Raw genomic sequence first — 22,939 nt, 5'->3', positions numbered from 1 at the left:
TCAGCGCCCGAGCAACCTTCGCAGAAGCGAAGACGCGCGATCCAGGTCACGCGAGTCGGGCAGGTAGTGCCGCCAGCGCGCCCCGCTGATCCGATTGAAGATCGCCAGCTGATAAGCGAGCGCCACCAGGTATGCGGCGGATGCGGTGATGGCGGCCCCAAAGGCCGCGCCGGACGGGATCAGCGCGAATCCGAGCGCCACGGTGACGACCAAGGCCAAGCCGGAGCCGATGGTGTTATGCTGCACGAGGCCCACGCCGCTGAGGTAATGGCTCAATGCCTGTGATGCCGCCATAGCCAGCAGGCCCGGTGAGAGCAGCAGCACCAGTTCCTGGATTCCCTTGGCCTCCGGGCCGAACACCAGGATGAAAACGGAGTCCGGAAGGATTGAGATCACCGCGCATGCCGCTGCGGCAAGGGCCACCGAGAGTTTCAGGACCGTGAGTGTCAGCTCACGTTGCCGGATGGCTTCCTCGGTATTGCTCACCCGGGCATACAGCACAGTTCCCAAACTCTTCGGCGCCAGCCAGGCGCTTTCTGCCAATTGGCTGGTGATCGACCAGAGCCCTAGCGGCGCTGCCCCATGGAAGCGCTGCATCAGGAAATACGACAGGCGGTAGTTGAGCAACTGCAGTCCATTGGCGGCCTGCGAGGGCACCCCTTGCCGGAGCATCGCCGTGAATGCCGCCAGCGGATCGGACCATGAGCCCGGCTGCTTCACGAGCGAGATCGCGCTGGCCGCCGCAACCAAGCCGTGCGCCGCGAAGAGCGCATGCAGGTAATCCTCGAAGCTTGGCCCATCGATAAGCAACAGGACGACGAAAACCGCCAGCACCAGCATTGCGCGGGCGAGCATCAGCCCATTGTACCAGGCGTAGCGCTCGCGACCGAGCAGCAGGGCAAGGTGAACCGTGCCCGCCGCCTCGAGCGCGGCAATCAGCGCGGCGTAGGCACCCATGCCTTCCGGGACCAAACCCAAGGGCTCCAATGTCCAGGCAGCGCTTGCGCACACCACCAGGATCCAGGCGTAGGCGATCATGCGCAGGGTGCGTGTGCCATGCCTGGGCTCCAGGTACACCAGCGCGCTTCCGCCGATCACGTTGTTGGCAAGCATCACGAAGGCGATGCCGAGCACGAGCAGGCTCATGCGGCCCACTTCGGCCATACCCAGCAGCTGCGCCGCTAGCGCTGCAATGAGCAATTGCGCCATTGCGATGGCGACGCGCGCGCCCACGGTGCCGATCGCCGCTCGTGTCATTCCGTGTCGTCCGCATCCTGCGGGCGCCGCTTGCTGCGGCTCCGTTTGGCGTTGGCGTTGCGGCCCGAGAGCACCGGGCTGCGCAGTCCATCGACCAAAGTGAGGTTGCCAATGGCGCTCAAGGTGCGCACACCCATGCCGTAGGCCGTGGCTGGGAATCCGTCGATTCGCCGCACGGTCTCTTCCTGGAAGCGCTCGGGATCCAGTTTGGTGACCCGATTGATCCGGACGGCCAGCCGATTCGGATCGGCGGCATCCAAGGTGGGCCGGTACAGTACGCCATCCACCACGAATGGCGTTCCCGCCGGCCGGGAGCTGCGCGCATCGCATTTCATTGGTGAGCAGGCGTGCTCCACGAAGGGCCCTTGGGCGTTAGGGGCGTGGAAGGCGTGCAGTTGCGCATCGGGCATCGGGTCCCGTGTGCCCATGAGCCACCAGCGTCCTTGGTGCTGGAAGAGCGTGGGGGCGTGCAGTGGGAGTCCGAGCAGCACGAACCCTTCGTCGTACCCGTCGTTCTCTGCATTCACCGGTAGGAGCAGCACCTCGCCGCTCTTATGGTCGGTGAGCACCGTGTGCGGTGCGCCATCGATCGAAAGGGTGTAGGGGTAGCTCGGGTCCATGAAGCCGTCGTGCATGGCGCGCGAGCGCTTCAGGATGTTGTCCGGCTTGGGGCGAAGGCGTGCGATCACGCCCTGGTACCCGTCTTCATGGCACTTGCGGTAAACCGTGTTCAACTCCCCATCGGCATCGGTATAGCCGAATGGTTCCATTCGCGACCTGCCCTTGGATGGGCTGGGCAGCCATCGAACGTTCAGGCTCCCATGCTCCTGAAGGAGCGCATGAACAGGTTGGTGCAGCACGCCGATGTTCCAAGCGCCGGCGGCGCTGCTCACATTGTGCGGCGGGCTCCCAGTGAGCCTGCGCCATTGGTAGCGGAGCATGTCAATGGCCCCGGGCAGCCTCAGGGGAGCGCAGCGGGCATGCTCCGCCTGCCCCGGCGGTGCTTCACTCGCGATCCAATCGCGCACGAGGTCGGCGGGCCATCGCGAAGCAAGATCCGCCAGGCGCACCGCCGTGGAGACAGGCTCGGTGTCCATCGGCATGAAACAGCCGCGCAGCACCGTTCGGCCCCCGGCATCAACAAGGTGCATGATGGCATGGCTGATCCGCAAGGCGCCTTCGCGCATCGCCGGAAGAACCCCATGCACCGGTGCGCCATCGCCATGGCGGAAGGCCCAGCACCGGCCGTTGAATGCCGCTGGCCTTGCTGCACCCCCCAGCAACAGCAGCAGGTCGCTCGCTTCGGGGAGGCCGGCCAGTTCGGCCAAGCCGGTGTCGCGAAGACCTTGACGTAACGGCTCCAGCGAAGCCTGCGCCTCGGATTCGCGCTCCCAACGGCGGAAGCGGCCATGCGTCCAGGAATCATTCAATCCAGTGGGCTCTGTTTCCGTCGCATGCATCCAGCCTTGGAGATGCACGCCGCGCACCGCGCGCAAGCGCCTGATGCACTCCGCCTCCCATGCCCGGAGTCCGTTTCCGGCCAGGCAGAAGATTTTCAATTCAATGCCCATGCGCGGGAAGTGCTTGCTGGTAAACTTGGAAGAGTGCCCGCCCAACCGCCTCCGGGCTGAAGCGGTCACTGACGGAATCCCTGATCCGCTGAGGGTCGAAGGATGAGTGGGCCTCCATGAGCCTAAGCATCGCGTCGGCCAGGGCCTCGTCGTCGCCCGGCTCGATCAGCAAGCCGTTTTCCGGATGAATGAAGGCCTGCGGGCCGCCGCAACGCGTGGCGATCACCGGTTTGCCTTGGGCCAGGGCCTCGCCCGTGACCACGCTGAAGGTCTCCACATTGCTGTTGATGATCACGGCGAACGCACTGGCCATGCGATTGAGCACTTCACTGTTGGGCAAGCGCCCGATGAATTGCACGCGATCCACGAGGCCAAGGTCGTGAACGATCCGTTCAAGCGGCTCACGATCCGGGCCATCGCCGATCACCTGAAGGCAAGCGCGTGAATCGACCCGGCTCGCCTTTGCCATTGCACGGAGCGCCCCGCTGATGTTCTTGATGCGGTCGACCAGGTCGGCCACCATGAGGAAACGGCCCATCGGCCCGCGGGACGGCAGCGGTCGATCGAGGCCAGGAATCACATTCGGCACCACTGTGTAGCCGGGGCAGAGCCCATGCGCGCGCATGGCTTCACCGAGGTGCGAAGAGACCGCTGTGACCGAAGCTGCGCGCCGGAACAGGAAGCGGTTGAGCCAATGGAAGAGGAATGACTTGCCCGCGTACGTGCCATCGAGGTACTCGCTGCTCTGCTCGCTCACCATGTAAGGGATGCGGCGCGTGATGGAGATCGCCCATGCGAAGAGCGCCGGTCGCACCATGATGTACGCGTGCAGCAGATCAGGCAGGCCCCGTTCCTTGGCCACTCGGGTGAACCCGTGCGTGGCGGCGCGCCAATAGCGGATCAGGTTGATCGCCTTGCGCAATGGCGCAATAGCCGCCGTGCTCGGACTGTAGCGCACGGCCAGTTCCCAAGCCTGCCCATCGGCCCTCAGTTCCAGCTCCTCGGCTTTGAGCCCGCGCACCGCCTCGATGTGCAGCACGCTCAGGCGAACGAATGCGCTTGCAGCCAGCGCCTGCTTGCGGATGAAGTCGCCCAGCTGAGGGTCATTGCGGCCGGGGTACCACTTGGGCAGCAGGAGCACGTGCATGGCTTGCGGCAAAGTACGCGGCGACGACAACGCGAGCGATGGCGCCGGTTATATTTGCTGCCCGTCTGAAATCTGCGGCGGCAGTGGAAAGCACTGTGTCATGGTGGTTGTAGCTCAGTTGGTTAGAGCGCCGGATTGTGGTTCCGGAGGTCGCCGGTTCAAGCCCGGTCTACCACCCGAAGGATGAAGGAGCGCCGTGAGGCGCTCTTTCTTCTTCGTGCTGCCCGGAATGAAGCTCATGCGGTTAACTCGAGCCGGTTGGCAAGGCAGCGCCTTGGCCGATGCCGCATGCAATGGCGCGCATTAACCTTGCCGCCGCAAAACCCGACCGCGCATGTTCTTCCTTATGGCCGTTGTGTTCGTGATTGGCTACCTCGCTATCGCCCTTGAGCATCCGATCAGGATCAACAAAGCGGCCAGCGCCATCCTCACCGGCGCGGTCGTGTGGGCCATCCTCATGCTAGGCCGCGAGGCCATCTTCCACGGCGATCCGACCCATGCCGACCTGGATGGCCTCGTGGCTCACCTGCTGCACCACTTGGGCGACATCGGCAGCATCCTCTTCTTCCTCATGGGCGCCATGACCATCGTGGAGCTCGTGGATGTGCATGAGGGCTTCCGCGTGATCACTGACAGGATCAGCGCGACGAAGAAGACGCAGTTGCTCTGGATCATCAGCATCATCACCTTCTTCCTGAGCGCTGCGCTCGACAACCTCACCACCACCATCGTGATGTGCGCCCTGCTCCGGAAGCTGATCAAGGACAAGGAGACGCTTTGGATCTTCGCTGGCATGGTGATCATAGCGGCCAACGCGGGCGGGGCATGGAGCCCCATCGGCGATGTGACCACCATCATGCTCTGGGTGAAGGGCCAGGTGACAACCGTGAACATCATCGTGAAGCTGATCGTGCCCAGCTTGGTGTGCCTGGTGCTGCCCTTGCTATGGATCGGCCGCACGCTGAAGGGCCATGTGGAGCGCCCGGATTCGGTGATCGACCATGGGCATCACGGACACCACGGCAGCGGCGTAACCTCGAACGAGCGCATCATGGTCTTCGTCATCGGGGTCGGGGCATTGCTCTTCGTCCCGGTATTCAAGGCGGTCACGCATCTGCCGCCCTTCATGGGCATCATGCTCGGTTTGGGCATCCTGTGGGTGTACACGGAGATGATCCACATGCGCCACGGGATCGATGAGCGCGGCCACTTGATGGTGACCTCTGTGCTGCGCCGGATCGACCTCCCAAGCGTGCTGTTCTTCCTTGGCATCTTGGTCGCGGTGGCAGGCCTTCAGGTAGCCGGGCACCTGACGCTGCTGGCGGAGACGCTTGACAGGAACCTGGGTAATATCTTCCTGATCAATGGCGCCATCGGCGGGCTCTCAGCCGTGGTGGATAACGTGCCCTTGGTGGCTGCCGCACAGGGCATGTATCCGATGACGCAATTCCCGCCGGATCACCTTTTCTGGGAATTGCTCGCATTGTGCGCCGGTACGGGAGGCAGCATGCTCATCATCGGCTCGGCCGCTGGTGTGGCAGCCATGGGCATCTTGCACATCGATTTCATCTGGTACCTGAAGCGCATGGCCTTGCCGGCGGCAATCGGCTACGTCGGTGCAATCCTGACGTTCTGGCTGATGTGGCATTGAGTGTTGATAACCAGGCCGTTAGAGCTGCGCGTTAGGGCCATGGCGCGCCCAGGGTGCATGGTGGCAGCCAATTCAGTCACGGCCGAATTCCCATGCCGGGTGCAACCAAAGGGGAGAGCACCTACATTCGCGGCCCATTTTCAACCGAACAGTCAACATGACCACCCGGTACGAGACCGTCTTCATTCTCACTCCCGTTTTGTCTGAGGACCAGGCAAAGGAGACGGTAAAGAAGTTCAAAGACCTGATCAAAACAGGCCGTGGTAAGGTCCACCACGAAGAGAACTGGGGGATGCGCAAGCTCGCGTATCCCATCCAGAAGAAGTCCACGGGCTTCTACCACCTGATCGAGTTCGAGGCCGACGCGCAATTCGTGGCCAAGCTCGAGACCGAATACCGCCGAGATGAGCGCGTGATCCGCTTCCTGACGACCAAGATGGACAAGCACCATCAGGCCTTCGCCGAGCGCATGCGCAATAAACGGAAGCAATCCGCCGAAATCGCCAACGCATAGGACCATGGCTGCTGAGAACACCGGCGGAGAGATCCGCTACCTCACCCCGATCGCCATCGAGACGAAGAAGGCTAAGTACTGCCGCTTCAAGAAGATGGGGATCACCTACATCGACTACAAGGACGAGCAGTTCCTTCTGCGCTTCGTGAATGAGCAGGGCAAGATCCTGCCTCGCCGCCTCACGGGCACCAGCCTCAAGTACCAGCGCAAGGTGGGCCAAGCCATCAAGCGCTGCCGTCACTTGGCATTGATGCCGTACGTGGCTGATATGATGAAGTAACCCTCAACACGCCAGACCAATGGAAGTCATCCTGAAGCAAGACGTGGAGCACCTGGGCTACGCCAATGACGTGGTGAAGGTGCGCGAGGGCTATGCCCGTAATTACCTGCTTCCGCGCGGATTGGCCGATGTGGCCACGCCGAGCATGAAGAAGCAGGTGGCCGAGACGCTGAAGCAGCGCGCGCACAAGCTCGCCAAGATCAAGGCCGATGCCGAGGCCCTCGCCAGCAGCGTGGAAGGCAAGAGCCTGAAGATCGGCGCCAAGGTGGGCGAGAAGGGCCGCATCTTCGGCAGCGTGAACACCATCATGATCGCCGATGCGCTGAAGGCCATGGGCTTCGAGGTGGACCGCAAGAGCATCAAGCTCAAGGGCGAGGCCATCAAGAGCATCGGCAAGTACGAGGCTGAGGTGGCCTTCCACCGCGATGTGGTGCGCACCATCCCCTTCGAGGTGGTGGAGGAGTGACCACGATCAACTGAATGAGCAAAGGGCTGCCGAGGGGCGGCCCTTTCTTCTTGGCAATCGGCCATCGTCCTGGAATAGCGCGGCAGGGTCAGTCCATGGTCATGGCTTCGCCCCCCTCTTTCACCCTCTTCACCGACCTCACAACAGGATTTCATTCACCGGCTGCAGCGGCTCTAGGCTGTGCGCCTCGCCGAGCATCTCGCGCAGGTCGATCTCTATCGTGCGCGTGATGGCCGTGATGGGCACATCGTTCGCGCTGCCCTCGAAAGGATTCTCCGTGGCCTCGCCGATGCGCTCCATCATCATGAACACCCAGCCCACCACCACGGTGAAGGGAACCGTGAGCCAAATGAAGCCGGGGCCCAGCTTGGCGAATTCACCCAGCATGCCGAAGGGCACCATCCAGTTGAACAGGCGCACGAACATGAGGTTGATGGTGGCGTACTGCCTCGGATAGGGAAAGTTCTTGATGCGCTCGCACTTGCCCTGGTGATCGTACAGGGCGACCAGCAGGTTCTCCATCTCTACATGGTGCAGGGTGCTGATTAGCCCTTGATCGTGCAGCGCACGGAGGTCTGCCGATTGCGCGGCGATGAGCTGCGCGGCGGCATTGCTCTTCGCGAGCACTGCGGACCGTTCTTCATCACTGACCAGCCCAGCGATCGCATCCGACAGGGGTGGGCCGTCCTGTTCTTCCACCGTGTAGTTCTTCCGGTACTCCCGGTTGTACACCTTGATCGTGTGCTCCCAGGTCCGGGGCACGCGGAGCTGGTAGCGCAAAGCATGCAGCCAAGCCAGATGCCGATGGATGAGCCGCGTGCGGATGCCTTTGAGCTCTGTGTCGGTTAGGGACGTCTTTGCCTGCATCGGGCTCACGAAGTCGATGGCCATGATCGCCCACGATCGGCTGCTGTTCACGATGGCGCCGTAGATCTGGCGGGCCTCCCACAGGCGCGCGTAGGTGGCGTTGTTCTTGAATCCGACTATGAAGGCCACGGCGGTTCCCACGATGGCGATGGGCACCCAGGGGATCGTGAGCCAGGTCCACCCGAGGAAGTGGTAGAGCGCGGTGGGCAAGGCCCCGAGCACAAGGAAGAAATAGATATCGCGCCGGGTCCAATGGACCACTTGTGAGAAGGAGTATCGACGTCCTGCGTGCATGGTTCAGTTGTTCATCCGCATTTCCTCCAGGTCCAGCTGGCCTTCCATCTTGCGCATGACTTCCGCATCGAAGGCCCGTTCCCGGCGCGCATCGGCCAGTGAGCGGCGCTGCACGGCGATCAGGGCGCGCTGCAGTTCGCGGTTGCCATCCTCGGGCAGTGCCGCTGTTTCGGCATCGCGCAGCTCCTCCAGCGCCTTGAGGTAATTCTGCTCGAGGCTCAGGAAGTGCTGGTGCACGCGTTCCAGGCGCTGATCACGATCAGGCAGCGAGGCCACATGCTCCACCACAGCGCGCACCATTCTGACCCGCAGCGCAAGTTCCTGTTCCGCATGCGGCGTGTCGGCGTCCAACTCACCCATGTTCAGCCGGCGCACCATCCAGGGCAACGTGAGGCCCTGGCCCACGAGCGTTACAAGGATCACGGTGAAGGTGATCACCAGGATCGTCTCGCGATGCGGGAAGGGTTCGCCATTGGGCAGGGCCACGGGAATGGATAATGCGGCCGCCAGCGACACCACCCCGCGCATGCCAGCCCAACTGAGAAGCGTAGGCCCGCGCCAGCCGGGTGATTGCTCATTCCTGCGGATGCTTGCGAACAGCCAGCGCGGAATATGGGCAGCAGGATACATCCAGAGAAAGCGCACGGCGATCACCAACAGGCTCACAAGCAGGCCGTAGCCGATCGCTTCACCCAAGGCTTGAGCGCTGAGCCCTTCCACGATCACCGGCAGATCCAGCCCGATGAGGATGAAGACCAAGGCATTCAGCACGAAGCTCACCGTGTGCCAGACCTGCGTGGCCTGCACGCGGGCGCGGTAGTCCAGGAATGCGTGCGAGCGGAATGAGAGGAAGAGCCCGCCGGTGACCACGCTCATCACGCCGGAGCATTCAAGCTCCTCCGCCGCGATGTACATGATGTAAGGCGACATCAGCGTCATGGCAGTATCGATGCTCGGCGTAGTGGGCAGTGCCCGGTGCAGGAAGTACACCGTGTGTGCGATGACCAGTCCGACCACGATGCCCCCGAGCACCAGGACCGTGAATTGCTCCAACGCTTCAGCCGCCACGAATTGCCCGGAAACAACAGCTGCCAGTGCGAAGCGGAACACGATGAGGCTGCTGGCATCGTTCACCAGGCTCTCGCCTTCAAGGATCGCCGTGGCCCGCTTGGGAATGGGCATGCCCTTCAGCACCGACGTGGCAGCCACGGCATCTGGCGGGCTGATGATGCCGCCCAACAGGAAGCCCATCGCCAGGGTGAATCCCGGGATGAGCCAGCTGGTGAAGAAGGCCACCACCAGTGAAGTGAAGAACACCAGCCCGAAGGCCAGCATCAGGATGCTGCGCTTCCATTTCCAGAAGGCCCGCCACGAGGTGAACCACGCCGCTTCATAAAGCAGTGGGGGCAGGAAGACCAGGAAGACCAGTTCGGGCTCGAGCTTCACGTGCGGCACGCCCGGAATCAGGGCAATCGCCAATCCCCCGAGCACCAGGAGGATCGGCTGCGCGATCCGCAGCTTGGGTCCCAGCAAGGTGAGCAGCGATGCCGCGAAGAGCAGCCCGATGACGAGCAGCAGGTCGTGATGGAGCATGCGTAGCTCGCCAAAGATGGTTGTTGACAAGACCTGATGGTCATCACCTCGTCCGGCTCTTGACACCGTAGTATTGCAGCATGCTCAGGAAAGGAGCCGTCGTGCTGCTAATGGCCATCCTGGCCGGCATCGTGGCACCTTCGCTCTTCGTGCTGCACTTCCAATTGCGCCAGGGTTATATCGAGCGTGAGCTCTGCATGCAGCGCGAAGTCGCTGCTGAAATGCGGACCTGCCACGGACAATGCCACTTGAGCAAGCAGCTGAAGGCGCTGGAGCGCGAGGCAACGCAAGGCTTTCCGGCCGAGCGGATCGATTTCCGGACCGAGCCGGCCGTGGATGATTTCGGTGCGCCTGTCGTGATTACGAACATGAGCGAGCCGCGCCGTTTCGCGTGTGTAGCGGTCGGCCTTCTGAACGGATTCCGGGCACAGAGCGATCCCGTGCCCTGGGGGTAGGTGCGAACGCAAGGGCGCCCTTTATGAGCGGCGCCGTCCGTCGAACCTTCTAACCCTTTTCCATGCGACACTTAGTCGTTGTCGGGTTGGCGCTCCTGCCCATCCTGACCACAGCGTGCGATGTTTGCGGGATCTTCCTTGGCATACAGCCGCACGACCGAACCTCGACCGTTGGCCTGCTTTACCGGTATCGGAGGCTGGAAGGCACCTTGCCGGGCGTGAGCAAGGCGCTGAAGCACGGTGATCATGCGGCCAGCACCCCTGACGACATGCGCTATCGTGAGCTTTACCAGGTGGTGGAACTGCGTGCCGACCTCTGGCTCACGAAACGGCTGGCTGTCCTGGCAGCCGTTCCTGCGGTGAACAACTACAGCGCCGTGAACGGCAAGGTGTCGGCCGATGTTTATGCCGTGGCCGACCCCTATGCCATTGCCCGCTATCTCGTGGCCAATACCAAGTGCACCACCACCGACGAGCGCACCGCGCACCGCGTGATGCTGGGCATCGGCGCTAAGGTGCCCGTGGGCCAGACCGCCATGCGGTATCGCGAAGCTGAAGTGCAGCATGACCAGCAGCCCAGCACCGGCGCTTGGGACCTGCTCGGCAGTGCCGAATACAGCGTTCGGCGCAATCGGAATGGCGTGGCGATCACTGTGATCGGTCGGCGGAATGGCGAAGGCGCAGATGGGCACCGGATGGGGCATGGCATCAGCACCACGCTCGAGTTATTCCGTCGCTACGAGCGCGGCGCAGATTGGAAAGTGCTGCCCTCCTTGGGCGCGTACCACGAGCTTGCCGGAAAGGATGCCCACGATGGTGAGGCCATCGATGGCACCGGCAGCTCAACCCTTTTCACCCATGCAGGGCTCCGCATGTGGTGGCGCTCCTGGGGATTCCAAGGCGCCTTCCAGTACGCTGTTGCGCGTCAACTGGGAGAGCAGATGATCCCCAACCGCGAGCGTTTCGTCCTGGGCCTCACCTACAACATCAAACAACACTGAACCATGAGCATTTACAGGATCTCGCTTTGGGCCCTCGTTGCCTTGAGCCTCACCGCGTGCAAGAAGGAGACGGAGGAAGAGCATGACCACGATCACGGCGGCGGAGGAGCTGCCACGGTGAGCACGCGTCTCAATTTCATGCATGGTGCCAACGCCTTCGACATCAACGCCGTCTACTCCGATGGCATGGGCCACGCCATCCAGTTCACCACGCTGAAGTTCTATGCCTCCGATTTCCACATGGAGGATGACGGCGGCGCGTCCGTGGCGGAATTCCACGACAAGGTCGTGCTCTTCGACGGTGCCACGCCCACGGCCTCCTTCGAGCTGGGCACCATGAACGCGGGCCACATCCATGAAGTGCATTTCAATCTGGGCCTCGATAGCACCGTGAACCACGCGGATCCCACCACGGCCGCCTATCCGCTCAATATCCCCGGCATGCACTGGAGCTGGAATCCCGCCGCTGGGTACAAGTTCCTGAACATGGAAGGCCATGTGGATGGCAATGGCGACGGCGATTTCGATGATGCCGCTGATCTCACCTTCACCTACCACTGCGCCACCGATGCGCTGCTCTCCGAGGATCACTTCCACTTCCATCAGGATGTGAACGGCGGTGCGGTGACCGTTACCGGCAAGCTGGATGTGGCCGTGCTGCTCATGGGCCTCGACCTGCTCACGAATAACGTGGCCATGGGCGGAGGTCCGAATAATGTGCAGGCCATGAGCAACCTCGTGACCGCCATTACCGAGCTCTAGGGGCATAGCGCCGCTGGGGGCACATGCCTCCAGCGGCGCTGCCACTGGCCTTAGCTTTCGGCGCGATGCGATTGCGAACTTTTCTTGGGGTATTCCTGCTCGGCTGCTTATCGGCGTGCGTACCGCCTGATCCCGTGGAGCCGGAGGATACGCGACCCACTTTGGCAGTCCGCGTCATGCATTCATTCGATTCGTTGCCCTTCGACCCGCAAGATGCGCTCAGCGATGGGGCGGGGAATGCAATTCGCTTCACCACCTTGAAGTTCATCGCGTCGGGGTTCGTGGCAGAGAATGCAGAAGGCGACACGGTTGCCGAATTCCCGATGAGCGCTGTCGTGGAAGACGCGCTACTGGGTTACTTTCAGGAGAATGGCATCGGCCGGGTACCAACCACCGATGTACGCCGCTTGCGCTTCAATCTGGGCCTCGACAGCGCCTTGAACCACGCGAATCCGCTCTCGTTACCGTATCCGCTGAACGCACCGGGCAATCATTGGGACTGGAACCCGGCCGCCGGCTTCAAGTTCCTGCAGCTCGAGGGCCTGGTGGACGTGAACGGTGATGGTGACTTCTCCGATTCGGAGGACGAATCGTTCGTGTGCCATTGCGCGACTGATGCCTTGGTGCGCCCGCTCAGTTTGGAGTTGGAGCCGGAGCTAGGCGAGCAGGTCGTTCGCGCACGCTTGAAGGTGGAATGGAGCACGGTCCTGCAAGGCATCGACCTGCTCGCTGCCGGCACGGCCATGGGCATTGAGGAGCCATGCCCGCAACTCATGGATAACCTGGTGCTCGCTGTCAGCGCGGAGTGAACCGGGCATTTCCAGGTTCGGGGGCGCAGCCTACATTCGCGGCCCGCGCGGCCGAAGGGCTGCAACCGGGCGCTTAGCTCAGCTGGTTCAGAGCACCACCTTGACAAGGTGGGGGTCGTTGGTTCGAATCCAATAGCGCCCACAAGTACGATGGCCGCCAGTGCGGCCATCGGCATTTCAACCCGTTCGCGGGAGGCGATGTGGCCGGATCGACGCAGCGCGTCTCAAGCGAGCACTGCTCCCTAGGTGCTGTTCAGTAAGAAGGTCATACCGGTCCCCGAGGCCGCGGATGAGGAGATCGTCAGGGAGATTCGTCGCAAGCCCGATGCGGACCGAATCGGCGTGCTCGACCAGCGTGCAGCTGAACATTCATGATATCCGGTCCGCTTCCCGTTGCCACCTTTGCAAACCATAACCAAACTAAATCGCCGTCCATGAGAATCGCGCGAGTTGTCCTATTCAACCTTGCTGCCCTGACAGCCATCAGCACCATCGCCCAGGAAGACATCGATCAGAAGGCCCGCGATGCCGCTGCTGCAGCGGCGGCTGCCCGCCACACCACCGACAGCCTCGATGGCAAGTGGCAGCGCAGCGGCGTCTTCAGCCTGAACATGACGCAGGTGAGCCTCACCAATTGGGCCGCAGGCGGATTCAACACCGTGAGCGGAATCGCCATGTTCAATGGCGCTGCCAATTGGAAGAAGGGCCGCCGCGCCTGGGATAACAGCCTGGTACTCGCTTTCGGGGGCCAGCAGATCGAGGATGGCGATCCTGTGAAGACCGATGACCGCATCGAGCTGAACAGCAAGTACGGCTACGACCTCAAGAAGCATTGGTATCTCGCCGGCGTGTTCCAGTTCCGGACCCAGTTCACCGAAGGCTTCAACACCGATGGCACGCGCATCTCGAATTTCCTCGCGCCCGCCTACGGCCTGCTCGGCCTCGGTCTCGACTACAAGCCCAACGACAACTTCTCGGTGTTCATCTCGCCGGCCACGGCGCGCCTGGTGATCGTGAATGATGAACTGCTCTGGGGCGGGAGCACCGATTCCGAGCTCCGCGTCTACGGCGTGAAGAACGGCAACACCACCGAGCTCGAAGCAGGCGGCTACCTGCGCTTCATGTACAAGACCGAATTGGCCAAGAACATAAGCTTCATGACCCGTGGCGACATCTTCAGCAATTACCTGCGCGAGCCTGGCAACATGGATGTGACCTGGGAAACGCTTTGGACCTTCAAGGTGAACGACTGGTTCGCTGCTACGCTGAACACGTTGCTGCTGTATGACCACGATACCAATCTGCCGAAGAAGGATGCCGAGGGCGTTCCGTATGCAGGCCCCGCCACGCAGTTCAAGCAGACCTTGAGCATCGGCCTCACGGTGAAGCTCTGATCGCCGTTGTTCTCCATTGCGAAGGCCGCCATGTGCGGCCTTCGCTCATTCCGGAGGGAAACGTCCCAGCCAGGGAATAGGGCCGAGCACTGCATCGCGCACCGGATTCGCATCGCGGCGCAGCACGGTGAAGGAGCGCACTTGCAGTGGGCCTTTGCTTCGGTTGTGCACGTAGGTGCGCAGCCGGGCCCCATGCGCTGCGCCTGAATACGACGGGCACAAGGCTACCACCAGGGAGCTCCTTCCGGCGGCACGAAGCGTTGGCTCCAATTCTCCTGTGCGGTAGAACAATGAGCTGTCAGCGCCATGCAGCTCTGCCACGATCGCAGCATCGGCATCCGGGCTGTAGCCATCAATGTCCAGCACCACCTCGATCGCATCGTCAGCATCATGCGCGACGCTATCCAAGCCGATATCGATCAACATCCCGAATTCATGCCCGGCCATGTCCCAGCCTGATGGGCTGCGTGCGGTCCATTCACTCACCTCCCACGGCCCGAACTGATGCGCCGGAGCCAGGTGCGCCACCGTATCGCGGTCGAAGCGTTGGTTGGCAATGGGCCTTCGGCTGAAGCGCAGCACCTGTCCTTCAACCAAGTCGCGGCGGTCCGCCAATCGCGGGAAGCGCTGCTGCACCAATGCGGGCGACTCATCCAAGCCGCCGTTGCTTCGGCCCAGCAGCACGTGGTCGCCAGTGTGCGCGGCGACGATCGAGTCGATGCGCGCCTGCGGCATGCCAAGGATGTTCACGGCGTTCAATTCGCCCTCGGGCACGCCCCAATGGCGCTTGTAGAAATCGACCATGTGCCACTCGGTCTCGAACAGCACCAGCACTTGATCGCGTCCCAATTGCTTGGTGGCATCGATGGCCGTTCGGAGCATGGCCTCGTACTTCGAATGGTAGGTGACCGTGTAGTGCTTGCGCGCATGCACCAGCGAATGCACGCTCACGCCAGCAACGAGGATGGTGCCCGTGACCACCATGCGCTTCGGCAGATGCCTGAGCCCTTGCAGGAAGAAGAGCGCGAGGTAGGGGAAGCTGAAGAGCACCACCGAGAATTGCAGCACCGGTGCACGCCACACGGAGTAGCAGTAGCCGATGGCCAATGGCGCGGCGCCCCAGAGGATGAGCATCCATTTCGTGGGAGCGGGCAGCGTTCCTGAGCGCAGCGAGAGCGTCACGGAGATCATCACGGCGATGACGAGCGCGCCGCCCATGAACGGCGACCAATGCGCGATGTAGGCGGCGTAGTGCGGGAGCCAATCCGCATTGGGCGCTTGAAGCCAGCCCGACAAGCCACCTTGGTTGAGCTGGGTGAAGAAGATGGGCAGGTTGGGCAGGTAGAGCAGGCCCGCCGAGGCGCACGCCATGATCCACTGCTTGCGCTTTCCTACGGTAGCGAGCAGCAGCCCCGTGAGCGCCATGAGGATGGCGAGCAGCAAGCTGAAGTGATGCGCATAGCCGCTGGCCACCATGGCGAAGGCCGATCCGATGAGCGCCTTCCGATTGCCATTGGCGAGCCAGCGCGTGAGTTGATCGGCGAGCAGTGCCGTGGTGAAGAGGCCCGCTGCATAAGGCCGTGCGAGCTGTCCATAGAAAACGCTGTACTGCAAGGTGACCATTAAAGCGGCCAGCATCAGCGCTGCACCGGATCCAGTCCAGGCCAGGGCGAAGCGATACAGCAGCACGATGGCCGCGAGGCTCATGAGGATGAAGGGCAGCTTCATGTCGGCTTCTTCCAAGGAGAAGAGCCGGGCCCAGAACCACTCGAAGACCTGCACGCCGGGCGGGTGCGTATCGTTGGCGATCACGCCATCGGCGATGGTCTGCGAGAGGGTGGGGTGGAGGCGGTGCAGCGCGCTGAGCTCATCATGCGTGTAGGGCAGGTTCGGCAGGTCCCAGAAACGCAGTACGGCGCCGAGCAGCACCAATGCGATCAGCAGCTTCTTCGCCCACGATTCGCCGGGCAGCACCGCGCCGCCATGCCTTCTGATGTGCGCGCGCCAGTCCATCACCGTTCGCGGTCGATATCGCGCTGCACGTCACGCGCCTTGATGCTCTCGCGCTTGTCGAAGGTTTTCTTCCCCTTGGCCAGAGCGATCTCGAGCTTGGCATAGCCGCTCTCACCGATGAAGAGGCGCACAGGGACGATGGTCATGCCTGTGTCCTTGAGCTTGCGCTTGAGCTTGGCCAGCTCGGTGCGGTGCAGCAGGAGCTTGCGGTCGCGTTTGGGCTCGTGCACGAAATGCGGGTTGGTGCCGTATGGGTTGATCTGCATGTTCCGCACTACAAGGTCCGGCCCGGCGAAGGCGCAGAAGGCCTCATTGATGCTGGCCCCGTTGGCTCGGATGCTCTTGATCTCGCTGCCCTGCAGCACCATGCCGCACACATAGCTGTCGAGCAGGTGGTACTCGAAGCCGGCCCTGCGGTTCTTCACTTCGGGCGTGGTACGCTGCGCCATGGATGGCGGCGAAGCTAACCGCGCGATCTTCGCCCCCATGAGCAACGAGCGCACCTGGGATGTGGTGGTCGTGGGCGGCGGCATCGTAGGCGCGGCCACGCTGTATAAGCTGCAAGCGCGATTCCCGCACCTCCGCATTCTCCTCTTGGAGAAGGAGAAGGCCCTGGCCGGCCACCAGACCGGCAACAACAGCGGCGTGATCCACAGCGGCATCTACTACAAGCCCGGCAGCTACAAGGCCAAGAACTGCGTCGATGGCCGGCGTGAGCTGGTGGCCTTCGCGAAGCAGCACGGCGTGAAGCACGACATCTGCGGCAAGCTGATCGTGGCCACCGACGCGGAAGAGCTGCCACGACTGGAGAAGATCTTCAGCACCGGCATGGCCAACGGTATCGAGGACATGCGCAAGGTCACTGCCGATGAGATCCGGGAGATCGAGCCGCATTGCACGGGCATCGCGGGGGTGCATGTGGGCTGCACCGGCATCATCGACTTCCGCGGCGCCACCTACAAAATGGCCGAGCTGGCACTGGCCCTTCAGCCGGAGAGCCGCGTGGCGCTGGGCGAGGAATGCCTCGGCATCGCATCCGGTGATCAGGGCTCGCACGTGCGCACCAGCAATGGCACGCACCAGACGCGCTACGCCATCTTCTGCGGCGGCTTGCAGAGCGACCGCCTGGCCAAGGCCGATGGAGCCGTGGTCCGTGAGCGGATCGTCGGCTTCCGGGGCGACTACTACGAGCTCACCGAACAGGGCAAGCACAAGGTGAAGCACCTCATCTATCCGGTGCCCGATCCGCGCTTCCCCTTCCTCGGCGTCCACTTCACGCGCATGACCGATGGCAGCATCGAATGCGGGCCTAACGCTGTCTTCACCTTCAAGCGCGAGGGCTATGGCAAGACCGACTTCGACCTCCGCGACACCGTGGATGCGCTCACCTACAGCGGCACCTGGAAGCTCTTCCTGCGCAACATGGGCTACGGGATCAACGAGTACCGCCGCGCGTTCTCGAAGAAGCTCTTCCTGAAGACCCTTCAGCGTTTGATCCCCTCGCTCACCATGGATGACATCGAGCCGGGCCGCGCGGGCGTTCGCGCCATGCTGTTGGGCACGGACGGGAACATGGTCGATGATTTCCGGATCGAGCGGCGCGGCAATCACATCCACGTGCTCAACGCGCCGTCACCAGCGGCTACAGCGGCTTTGGCCATCGGAAGCCATATCGCGGAGATGGCCGCGCGAGAGTTCCGGATCGGCGAGGGAGCCGTTGTCGCCTGAGCCGTGCCACTGCGCCATCTTCGCCGCATGCCGATAGCCAACGTGCCCATCCAGATCCGCTTCGCCGACGTGGATATGGCGCACCACGTCCACAATGCCGTGTACCTGCAATGGTTCGAGCTGGCCCGCATGGAGCTGCTGCTGCGCTTCATCGCACCCGACCACGATTGGAAGAGGCAGGGCCTGATCCTGGCGCGCAATGAGGTCGATTACCGCCAGCCCATTCATCTGCGCGACCGCATTGTAGCCGAATGCCTCGCCGGGCGCATCGGCACCAAGAGCTTCGATCTGCACTATCGCATCATCCGCTTGAAGGATGAACAGCAGGAGGTGTGCGCCGAAGGGCGCAGCGTGATGGTCTGCTTCGACTACGCAGCGAACCGTTCCATTGAGCTGTTTCCGGAGTGGAGGTCGGCGCTGGAAAAACTCAGTGAGCCATGAAGAAGTCGATGACCCGATGCACTGTGATGGCGCTCGCCCTTTCGCTGGTCGCATGCTCGCCGCAGGACCTGCAGACCATTCTGGGCTCCACCAGCACGCCCTCTGCGCTCAGCAACGAAGAGGTGATCGCTGGCTTGAAGGAGGCCTTGCGCGTGGGCGCTGAACGCGCCGTGAGCAGCACCAGCGCCGCCGATGGCTTCTGGGGCAATGCGCTCATCCGCGTGCCATTCCCGGAGGAAGCGATCAAGGTGAAGAACACGCTCAATGACTTGGGCATCACCAAGCCCGTTGAGGATTTCGAGCGCACACTGAATAAAGCGGCAGAGGCGGCGGCGAAGGAAGCCGTGCCGGTCTTCGTGGATGCCATCACGAGCATGACGATCCAGGACGGCTTCACCATCCTGCGCGGCGGGGAGAACGCGGCCACCAACTTCCTGCGGGAGAGAACGAGCGGGGCCTTGCGAGCGCGCTTCGCCCCCGTGGTGCAGAACGCCACGCAGCAAGTGGCCCTCACCAGCTATTGGCAGCCGTTGGCAACGGCCTACAACACGGCCACTTTGCTCACAGGCGGAAAGGCCGTGAACCCCGACCTCGACGCCTATGTGACCGACAAGGCCTTGCAAGGCCTCTTCACCGTGCTCGCGCAAGAAGAGAAGCGCATCCGCATTGATCCCCTGGCCCGCACGACTGCGCTGTTGCAGAAAGTATTCGGAGTGCAATAGATGATCGCTGTCGGTTGCCGGTTACCGGGCAACCCTCAACCCGCCCAACCTTCAATCCTCAACCGTTCGCCAAGCGCCATGCACGCCATCACCCTCACTGAACCCGGCACCGTGCTCGAGCCCAGCGAGCTCGTCCTGAATCCCGACGGCTCCGTCTATCACCTCGCCTTGCGGCCCGAGCAGCTCGGCGACCTGGTCATCGTCGTAGGTGATCAAGGACGCGTGGAGAAGGTGAGCCGATACTTCGAGCGCATCGAGCACCGCGTGCAGAACCGCGAATTCGTGGCGCACACCGGCGTGTACCACGGCATGCACATCACCGCGCTCAGCACGGGCATCGGCACGGACAACATCGACATCGTGCTCAACGAGCTCGATGCCCTCGCTAACATCGACCTGGCCACGCGCAGCCCCAAGCGCGAGCACAGGAGCTTGCGCATCGTGCGGCTCGGCACCTGCGGATCATTGCAGGAGGACATCCCCGTTGACAGCCGCATCGTGAGCGCGTTCGGCGTTGGCCTCGACAACGTGCTGCACTATTACGCCTACGAGAACACCGATGCAGAGAACCGGCTGCTCAATGGCTTCCTCGCGCATTGCGAATGGCCGGATAACCTTCCGGTGCCATACGTGGCCGCGGGCGATAAGGAACTCATCGAGCGCCTCGGCCACGGCAATACCGTTGGCATCACCATCACCTCCGGCGGTTTCTACGGCCCGCAAGGGCGCCAACTGCGCCTGCTGCCTTCCGTCGATGGACTGAACGAGCGCATCAGCGCCTTCGCGCACGAGGAGCTGATCGCGTGCAACTACGAGATGGAGACCAGCGCGCTTTACGGCCTCGGAGGCCTCTTTGGCCATCGCACCTGCACCGTGTGCACGGTGGTGGCTAACCGCCTGCGCAAAGAGTACAGCAAGGACCACCACGCGGCGATTGACCTCATGATCGAGGAGGTGCTTGAGCGGTTGGCGGGTTAGGGGGGCGTGCTCACGCTCCCTTCGAGTCAGCAGCGAGTGACGGACACAAATCATGGCCTTGTAGCGCAATTCTCGATCAGCGGTTGCTGATTAACCCTTGGCGGACGCCATTCAACGCCCGCATCTATATTGGCTTGCTGAATCAACACGACCATGAGAGCGGCCGTCATCGTTCTGTGTACCCAGTGGTTCGCTGAAGCGGCTGAGGCGCAGGACTTCCTCATCACGCAGGACACCATCACAACGTGCGCAGGAATGCTCTACGACAGCGGTGGTCCAGGCTTCGTGTACGGCATCCTCGAGAATCACGTCTCTGTAGTCTGCCCCGATCAGCCGGGCCAACGGGTGGTCCTGGACTTCCTCTCCTTCAATCTCTCTCCGCAGTTCGATTCACCGATCGACCGCTTGAGCATCTTCGATGGGCCAAGTATCGCGGCGCCCTTGCTGGGCGAATACGAGGAGCAGGATTTGCTTGGCACGGTCATCCTGCCGTCACTGCTGAACGCCAGCGGGTGCCTGACGCTCCAGTTCCAGTCCAATGCCAACGGCCCTGGCAACTTCGCGGCTACCATCTCCTGTGCGCAACAATGCGAATTGCCATCCGCATCGTTCACGGCCATGGGTGATACTATGCTTCTCTGTTTCGGCGATGCACTCGTTGTGGATGGATCCGTATCCATGCCGACCGGTCCGCAGGCACTCGCCTCATGGGCCTGGATTAATTCCACGACGGGCCAAACTGAAACGAGCAGCAACGCGATGGACACGCTCAGCTTCTCGCAAGTGGGAATCAATCGTATCCGATTGCAGGTGGCGGACAGCGCGGGTTGCGCATCGGTCCTTTCGGATGAGTTCATAGCCGTGGTGCTGCCACCCGCCTCGTTTGAGGGCACCTTCACATCGGATCCATACGCCTGCCTAGGTGATACCGTTACGCTAACAGGCGCAGCCAGCCTAGACAGTCTCGTGATGCATCAATCCACCGGTGCGGTGTACCCTGGAGGTTTCTACTTACCCGATGACGTAAACGTACCTAACGTTCTCACCATCAACGTTTCATCGTTTCCGGACAGCGCGGTTGTTGACGAAACGTCTGACCTCAGCAGCGTTTGCGTGAACATGGAACACAGCTTTCTAGCGGACCTCGTCATCTCCCTTACCTGTCCCAACGGCACCTCAATTTCACTTCATCAACAAGGCGGCTCCGTATACATCGGTGGGGCCATGGATGGGATTTCCGGTCCGCCCCTGATTGGCGACTGCTGGCAGTATTGCTGGACCTACCCAGCGGACTTCGGGACCTTCTCCCAGTCCGCAGGTTACGGCTCTTCCAATCTCGTGTTAGCCGGATCGCCTCCGAATAGCACGCTAATCCCCGGCACCTATACTCCGGTTCAGCCGATCTCCAATCTGATTGGTTGCCCGATGAATGGCACTTGGACGCTGACGATTACCGATCTGTGGGCCCAGGATGACGGATTCTTATGCTCATGGGCTTTGAGTCTAGGGCAGTCGCCACAGCTGGATAGCCTGCTCATCACCACATATCCGACAATTCAGCTCAGCAATCCCGATTCGGCGTTCTGGAACGGTCCTGGTCTGCTGCCGCCGATGACCGCCCAGCAGAGCATCGCCATCCCTGGCGGATTGGGTGAATTCCCTTACACCCTCACGGTGATCGATTCCGAAGGCTGCGTCCACGACACCACGCTCATCATCACGGTGATCGATTCCCCCTTTCTCGTGGATGCCGGGCCCGATGTCTCCTTGTGCGACGGCCCGACAACCTTGGAGGGCAGCGTGTTCAATTCTGCAGATACCTGCACGTACACCCTTATCCTCTTCGAGACCTTCGGCGATGGTTGGGGCGGCGGCGCCAACCTGTCGGTCTCCATCGCGGGCAGCACGGTCAATTACTCGATTACGGATCTCGGAGTGGCTGTGGATACGATTCTGTTGCCTGTAGCCACTGGCGATGCGATTTCTCTGTTCTATACGGCAGGGACCATTTGGAATAACGAGAATCGATTCACCTTGCTGAACAGCGTCGGGGACGCGGTCTACGAATCGCCGCAAGGCCCTCCTAGCGGTACGGCTTACCAAGGCCTCGCGGCCTGCATCGGCTCCCCAGCCTCACCGTTCATCAGTTGGACTCCCGCGCTCGGCCTTGGTGACACGACCAGTGCGGTGACCAGCGTGAGCCCGCCTGCCGCCGGCTGGTACGTGCTCACCGTTTCGCTTGCCGGAGGTGCCTGCATGGCCAGCGATAGCGTGTTCGTGCTGGGGAGCAGCGTGACTGCCTCGATCGCCTACAGCGCTGCGAACTCAACGTTGTGCATGGAGCCTGCGGGCTTCATTTCCTATCAGTGGTACCTGGCTGGTGCTCTGTACGCGACAACCGCAGGCAATTGCCTGCAGAATCCGCCATTCGGCATCTGGACCGCGATCGGCGTTACCGGAGGCGAATGTGATGCCTACGCGCAAGCCGTCGCCATCTGCCCAGACCTCGCACTGACCTACGCCAACGGCAACCTGAGCGTGCAGGCCGGACTGGGCACCTACACATGGACGCTGAACGGGCAGGCACTCCCCAACGCCATCGGACCGGTCATCACACCCACAAACATCGGCACCTACTCAGTGACCGTGACCATGGCTGGCGGCTGCGTGGTGAGCGCGAGCATCCAGTTGGATTCGCTCATCGGGATCGAAGAGCACGACGGTGCGCAGGCTGGCCTGCGCATCGTGCCCAATCCGAGTCGCGGAGAATTCGTCTTGGGCCTGCCCGAAGTCTCGCATGGTACCCTGCGCATCACCATCCTGGATGCGACCGGTCGCGTGGCGGATGAGCGCAGCGTGAATGTGGCAGCGAAGCAGCGCCATGTGCCCTTGAGCCTGTCTCTCGCATCTGGAGCGTACAGCATCGGAGTGCGCAGCGCGGAGAAGCAGTTCTTCACCAGGTTCACAATCGAATAGCGGAACACACCGCAAGGATC

General features: G+C 62.1%; 21 protein-coding genes and 2 tRNA genes. 16 read left to right on the top strand and 7 right to left on the bottom strand.

Translation table 11 applies throughout. From position 1 onward, the window contains the following. From IPM12_16585 to IPM12_16575, 3 genes are read right to left on the bottom strand one after another with little or no spacing between them, the layout of a single operon-like run. Complete coding sequence (locus tag IPM12_16585) at positions 1-1,257, bottom strand: polysaccharide biosynthesis C-terminal domain-containing protein (protein ID MBK9149422.1); 1,257 nt, start codon at positions 1,255-1,257, stop codon at positions 1-3. After that, positions 1,254-2,828, bottom strand: coding sequence for a hypothetical protein (locus IPM12_16580; protein ID MBK9149421.1), 1,575 nt, complete (start codon positions 2,826-2,828; stop codon positions 1,254-1,256). The genes IPM12_16585 and IPM12_16580 overlap by 4 nt, the downstream gene beginning before the upstream one ends. After that, on the bottom strand, positions 2,818-3,975 hold the full coding sequence (locus IPM12_16575) for a glycosyltransferase (GenBank protein ID MBK9149420.1): 1,158 nt from the start codon (positions 3,973-3,975) through the stop codon (positions 2,818-2,820). The genes IPM12_16580 and IPM12_16575 overlap by 11 nt, the downstream gene beginning before the upstream one ends. A gap of 102 nt (positions 3,976-4,077) precedes the next feature. On the opposite strand from IPM12_16575, the gene IPM12_16570 reads away from it, so the two are divergent. From IPM12_16570 to IPM12_16550, 5 genes are all read left to right on the top strand, one after another. Continuing rightward, positions 4,078-4,153 (top strand) — tRNA-His (locus IPM12_16570). Positions 4,154-4,309: 156 nt separating this feature from the next. After that, on the top strand, positions 4,310-5,626 hold the full coding sequence (nhaD, locus tag IPM12_16565; GenBank protein MBK9149419.1) for a sodium:proton antiporter NhaD: 1,317 nt from the start codon (positions 4,310-4,312) through the stop codon (positions 5,624-5,626). A 157-nt stretch (positions 5,627-5,783) separates the two neighbouring features. Beyond that, positions 5,784-6,140 carry a 30S ribosomal protein S6 gene (locus tag IPM12_16560; GenBank protein ID MBK9149418.1) on the top strand — a complete coding sequence of 119 codons (357 nt, stop codon included), beginning with the start codon at positions 5,784-5,786 and terminating at the stop codon, positions 6,138-6,140. Positions 6,141-6,144: 4 nt separating this feature from the next. Beyond that, positions 6,145-6,420 carry a 30S ribosomal protein S18 gene (locus IPM12_16555; protein ID MBK9149417.1) on the top strand — a complete coding sequence of 92 codons (276 nt, stop codon included), beginning with the start codon at positions 6,145-6,147 and terminating at the stop codon, positions 6,418-6,420. Positions 6,421-6,439: 19 nt separating this feature from the next. After that, the gene (locus IPM12_16550) at positions 6,440-6,886 is read left to right on the top strand and encodes a 50S ribosomal protein L9 (protein MBK9149416.1); all 447 of its coding nucleotides are present in this window, start codon (positions 6,440-6,442) and stop codon (positions 6,884-6,886) included. A gap of 138 nt (positions 6,887-7,024) precedes the next feature. Here the strand turns inward: IPM12_16550 and IPM12_16545 are convergent, their stop codons facing one another. After that, positions 7,025-8,047, bottom strand: a complete 1,023-nt coding sequence (locus IPM12_16545) for a multidrug transporter (GenBank protein ID MBK9149415.1) — start codon at positions 8,045-8,047, stop codon at positions 7,025-7,027. A gap of 3 nt (positions 8,048-8,050) precedes the next feature. Further along, positions 8,051-9,640, bottom strand: coding sequence for a Na+/H+ antiporter (locus tag IPM12_16540; protein MBK9149414.1), 1,590 nt, complete (start codon positions 9,638-9,640; stop codon positions 8,051-8,053). A gap of 80 nt (positions 9,641-9,720) precedes the next feature. On the opposite strand from IPM12_16540, the gene IPM12_16535 reads away from it, so the two are divergent. From IPM12_16535 to IPM12_16510, 6 genes are all read left to right on the top strand, one after another. Beyond that, positions 9,721-10,095, top strand: coding sequence for a hypothetical protein (locus IPM12_16535; protein MBK9149413.1), 375 nt, complete (start codon positions 9,721-9,723; stop codon positions 10,093-10,095). Positions 10,096-10,157: 62 nt separating this feature from the next. Next, the gene (locus IPM12_16530; protein MBK9149412.1) at positions 10,158-11,096 is read left to right on the top strand and encodes a hypothetical protein; all 939 of its coding nucleotides are present in this window, start codon (positions 10,158-10,160) and stop codon (positions 11,094-11,096) included. Between the two features lie 3 nt (positions 11,097-11,099). Then, positions 11,100-11,858: a hypothetical protein gene (locus IPM12_16525; GenBank protein ID MBK9149411.1), complete on the top strand. Its 759-nt coding sequence runs from the start codon at positions 11,100-11,102 to the stop codon at positions 11,856-11,858. A 176-nt stretch (positions 11,859-12,034) separates the two neighbouring features. Continuing rightward, positions 12,035-12,667: a hypothetical protein gene (locus IPM12_16520; protein MBK9149410.1), complete on the top strand. Its 633-nt coding sequence runs from the start codon at positions 12,035-12,037 to the stop codon at positions 12,665-12,667. Between the two features lie 67 nt (positions 12,668-12,734). Beyond that, positions 12,735-12,809 (top strand) — tRNA-Val (locus IPM12_16515). Between the two features lie 292 nt (positions 12,810-13,101). Further along, positions 13,102-14,061, top strand: coding sequence for a DUF3078 domain-containing protein (locus IPM12_16510; GenBank protein MBK9149409.1), 960 nt, complete (start codon positions 13,102-13,104; stop codon positions 14,059-14,061). A 45-nt stretch (positions 14,062-14,106) separates the two neighbouring features. Here the strand turns inward: IPM12_16510 and IPM12_16505 are convergent, their stop codons facing one another. Both IPM12_16505 and smpB read right to left on the bottom strand, forming a co-directional pair. After that, positions 14,107-16,074 (bottom strand): glycosyltransferase family 39 protein, encoded by a 1,968-nt coding sequence (locus tag IPM12_16505; protein ID MBK9149408.1) that lies wholly within the window; start codon positions 16,072-16,074, stop codon positions 14,107-14,109. Then, positions 16,074-16,523, bottom strand: coding sequence for an SsrA-binding protein SmpB (smpB, locus tag IPM12_16500; protein ID MBK9149407.1), 450 nt, complete (start codon positions 16,521-16,523; stop codon positions 16,074-16,076). Before smpB ends, IPM12_16505 begins: the two co-directional genes overlap by 1 nt. Before the next feature lie 37 nt (positions 16,524-16,560). On the opposite strand from smpB, the gene lhgO reads away from it, so the two are divergent. From lhgO to IPM12_16475, 5 genes are all read left to right on the top strand, one after another. Continuing rightward, positions 16,561-17,802, top strand: coding sequence for an L-2-hydroxyglutarate oxidase (gene lhgO / locus IPM12_16495; GenBank protein ID MBK9149406.1), 1,242 nt, complete (start codon positions 16,561-16,563; stop codon positions 17,800-17,802). Positions 17,803-17,829: 27 nt separating this feature from the next. After that, the gene (locus IPM12_16490; protein ID MBK9149405.1) at positions 17,830-18,243 is read left to right on the top strand and encodes an acyl-CoA thioesterase; all 414 of its coding nucleotides are present in this window, start codon (positions 17,830-17,832) and stop codon (positions 18,241-18,243) included. Beyond that, complete coding sequence (locus tag IPM12_16485) at positions 18,240-18,965, top strand: DUF4197 domain-containing protein (protein ID MBK9149404.1); 726 nt, start codon at positions 18,240-18,242, stop codon at positions 18,963-18,965. The genes IPM12_16490 and IPM12_16485 overlap by 4 nt, the downstream gene beginning before the upstream one ends. A 78-nt stretch (positions 18,966-19,043) precedes the next feature. Next, positions 19,044-19,943: a nucleoside phosphorylase gene (locus tag IPM12_16480; protein ID MBK9149403.1), complete on the top strand. Its 900-nt coding sequence runs from the start codon at positions 19,044-19,046 to the stop codon at positions 19,941-19,943. A gap of 153 nt (positions 19,944-20,096) precedes the next feature. After that, positions 20,097-22,919 carry a hypothetical protein gene (locus tag IPM12_16475; protein ID MBK9149402.1) on the top strand — a complete coding sequence of 941 codons (2,823 nt, stop codon included), beginning with the start codon at positions 20,097-20,099 and terminating at the stop codon, positions 22,917-22,919. Positions 22,920-22,939 lie beyond the last annotated feature (20 nt).

It is taken from the genome of Flavobacteriales bacterium (assembly GCA_016716605.1).
In the GTDB taxonomy this organism is placed as follows: Bacteria; Bacteroidota; Bacteroidia; order Flavobacteriales_F; family PHOS-HE28; genus PHOS-HE28.
This window is presented reverse-complemented; position numbering and strand designations above follow the sequence as displayed.

Coding starts and splice junctions, on each gene's coding strand:
- IPM12_16585 (MBK9149422.1), bottom strand. CDS start 1,257: ATGACACGAGCGGCGATCGGCACCGTGGGCGCGCGCGTCGCCATCGCA.
- IPM12_16580 (MBK9149421.1), bottom strand. CDS start 2,828: ATGGGCATTGAATTGAAAATCTTCTGCCTGGCCGGAAACGGACTCCGG.
- IPM12_16575 (MBK9149420.1), bottom strand. CDS start 3,975: ATGCACGTGCTCCTGCTGCCCAAGTGGTACCCCGGCCGCAATGACCCT.
- nhaD (MBK9149419.1), top strand. CDS start 4,310: ATGTTCTTCCTTATGGCCGTTGTGTTCGTGATTGGCTACCTCGCTATC.
- IPM12_16560 (MBK9149418.1), top strand. CDS start 5,784: ATGACCACCCGGTACGAGACCGTCTTCATTCTCACTCCCGTTTTGTCT.
- IPM12_16555 (MBK9149417.1), top strand. CDS start 6,145: ATGGCTGCTGAGAACACCGGCGGAGAGATCCGCTACCTCACCCCGATC.
- IPM12_16550 (MBK9149416.1), top strand. CDS start 6,440: ATGGAAGTCATCCTGAAGCAAGACGTGGAGCACCTGGGCTACGCCAAT.
- IPM12_16545 (MBK9149415.1), bottom strand. CDS start 8,047: ATGCACGCAGGACGTCGATACTCCTTCTCACAAGTGGTCCATTGGACC.
- IPM12_16540 (MBK9149414.1), bottom strand. CDS start 9,640: ATGCTCCATCACGACCTGCTGCTCGTCATCGGGCTGCTCTTCGCGGCA.
- IPM12_16535 (MBK9149413.1), top strand. CDS start 9,721: ATGCTCAGGAAAGGAGCCGTCGTGCTGCTAATGGCCATCCTGGCCGGC.
- IPM12_16530 (MBK9149412.1), top strand. CDS start 10,158: ATGCGACACTTAGTCGTTGTCGGGTTGGCGCTCCTGCCCATCCTGACC.
- IPM12_16525 (MBK9149411.1), top strand. CDS start 11,100: ATGAGCATTTACAGGATCTCGCTTTGGGCCCTCGTTGCCTTGAGCCTC.
- IPM12_16520 (MBK9149410.1), top strand. CDS start 12,035: ATGCATTCATTCGATTCGTTGCCCTTCGACCCGCAAGATGCGCTCAGC.
- IPM12_16510 (MBK9149409.1), top strand. CDS start 13,102: ATGAGAATCGCGCGAGTTGTCCTATTCAACCTTGCTGCCCTGACAGCC.
- IPM12_16505 (MBK9149408.1), bottom strand. CDS start 16,074: ATGGACTGGCGCGCGCACATCAGAAGGCATGGCGGCGCGGTGCTGCCC.
- smpB (MBK9149407.1), bottom strand. CDS start 16,523: ATGGCGCAGCGTACCACGCCCGAAGTGAAGAACCGCAGGGCCGGCTTC.
- lhgO (MBK9149406.1), top strand. CDS start 16,561: ATGAGCAACGAGCGCACCTGGGATGTGGTGGTCGTGGGCGGCGGCATC.
- IPM12_16490 (MBK9149405.1), top strand. CDS start 17,830: ATGCCGATAGCCAACGTGCCCATCCAGATCCGCTTCGCCGACGTGGAT.
- IPM12_16485 (MBK9149404.1), top strand. CDS start 18,240: ATGAAGAAGTCGATGACCCGATGCACTGTGATGGCGCTCGCCCTTTCG.
- IPM12_16480 (MBK9149403.1), top strand. CDS start 19,044: ATGCACGCCATCACCCTCACTGAACCCGGCACCGTGCTCGAGCCCAGC.
- IPM12_16475 (MBK9149402.1), top strand. CDS start 20,097: ATGAGAGCGGCCGTCATCGTTCTGTGTACCCAGTGGTTCGCTGAAGCG.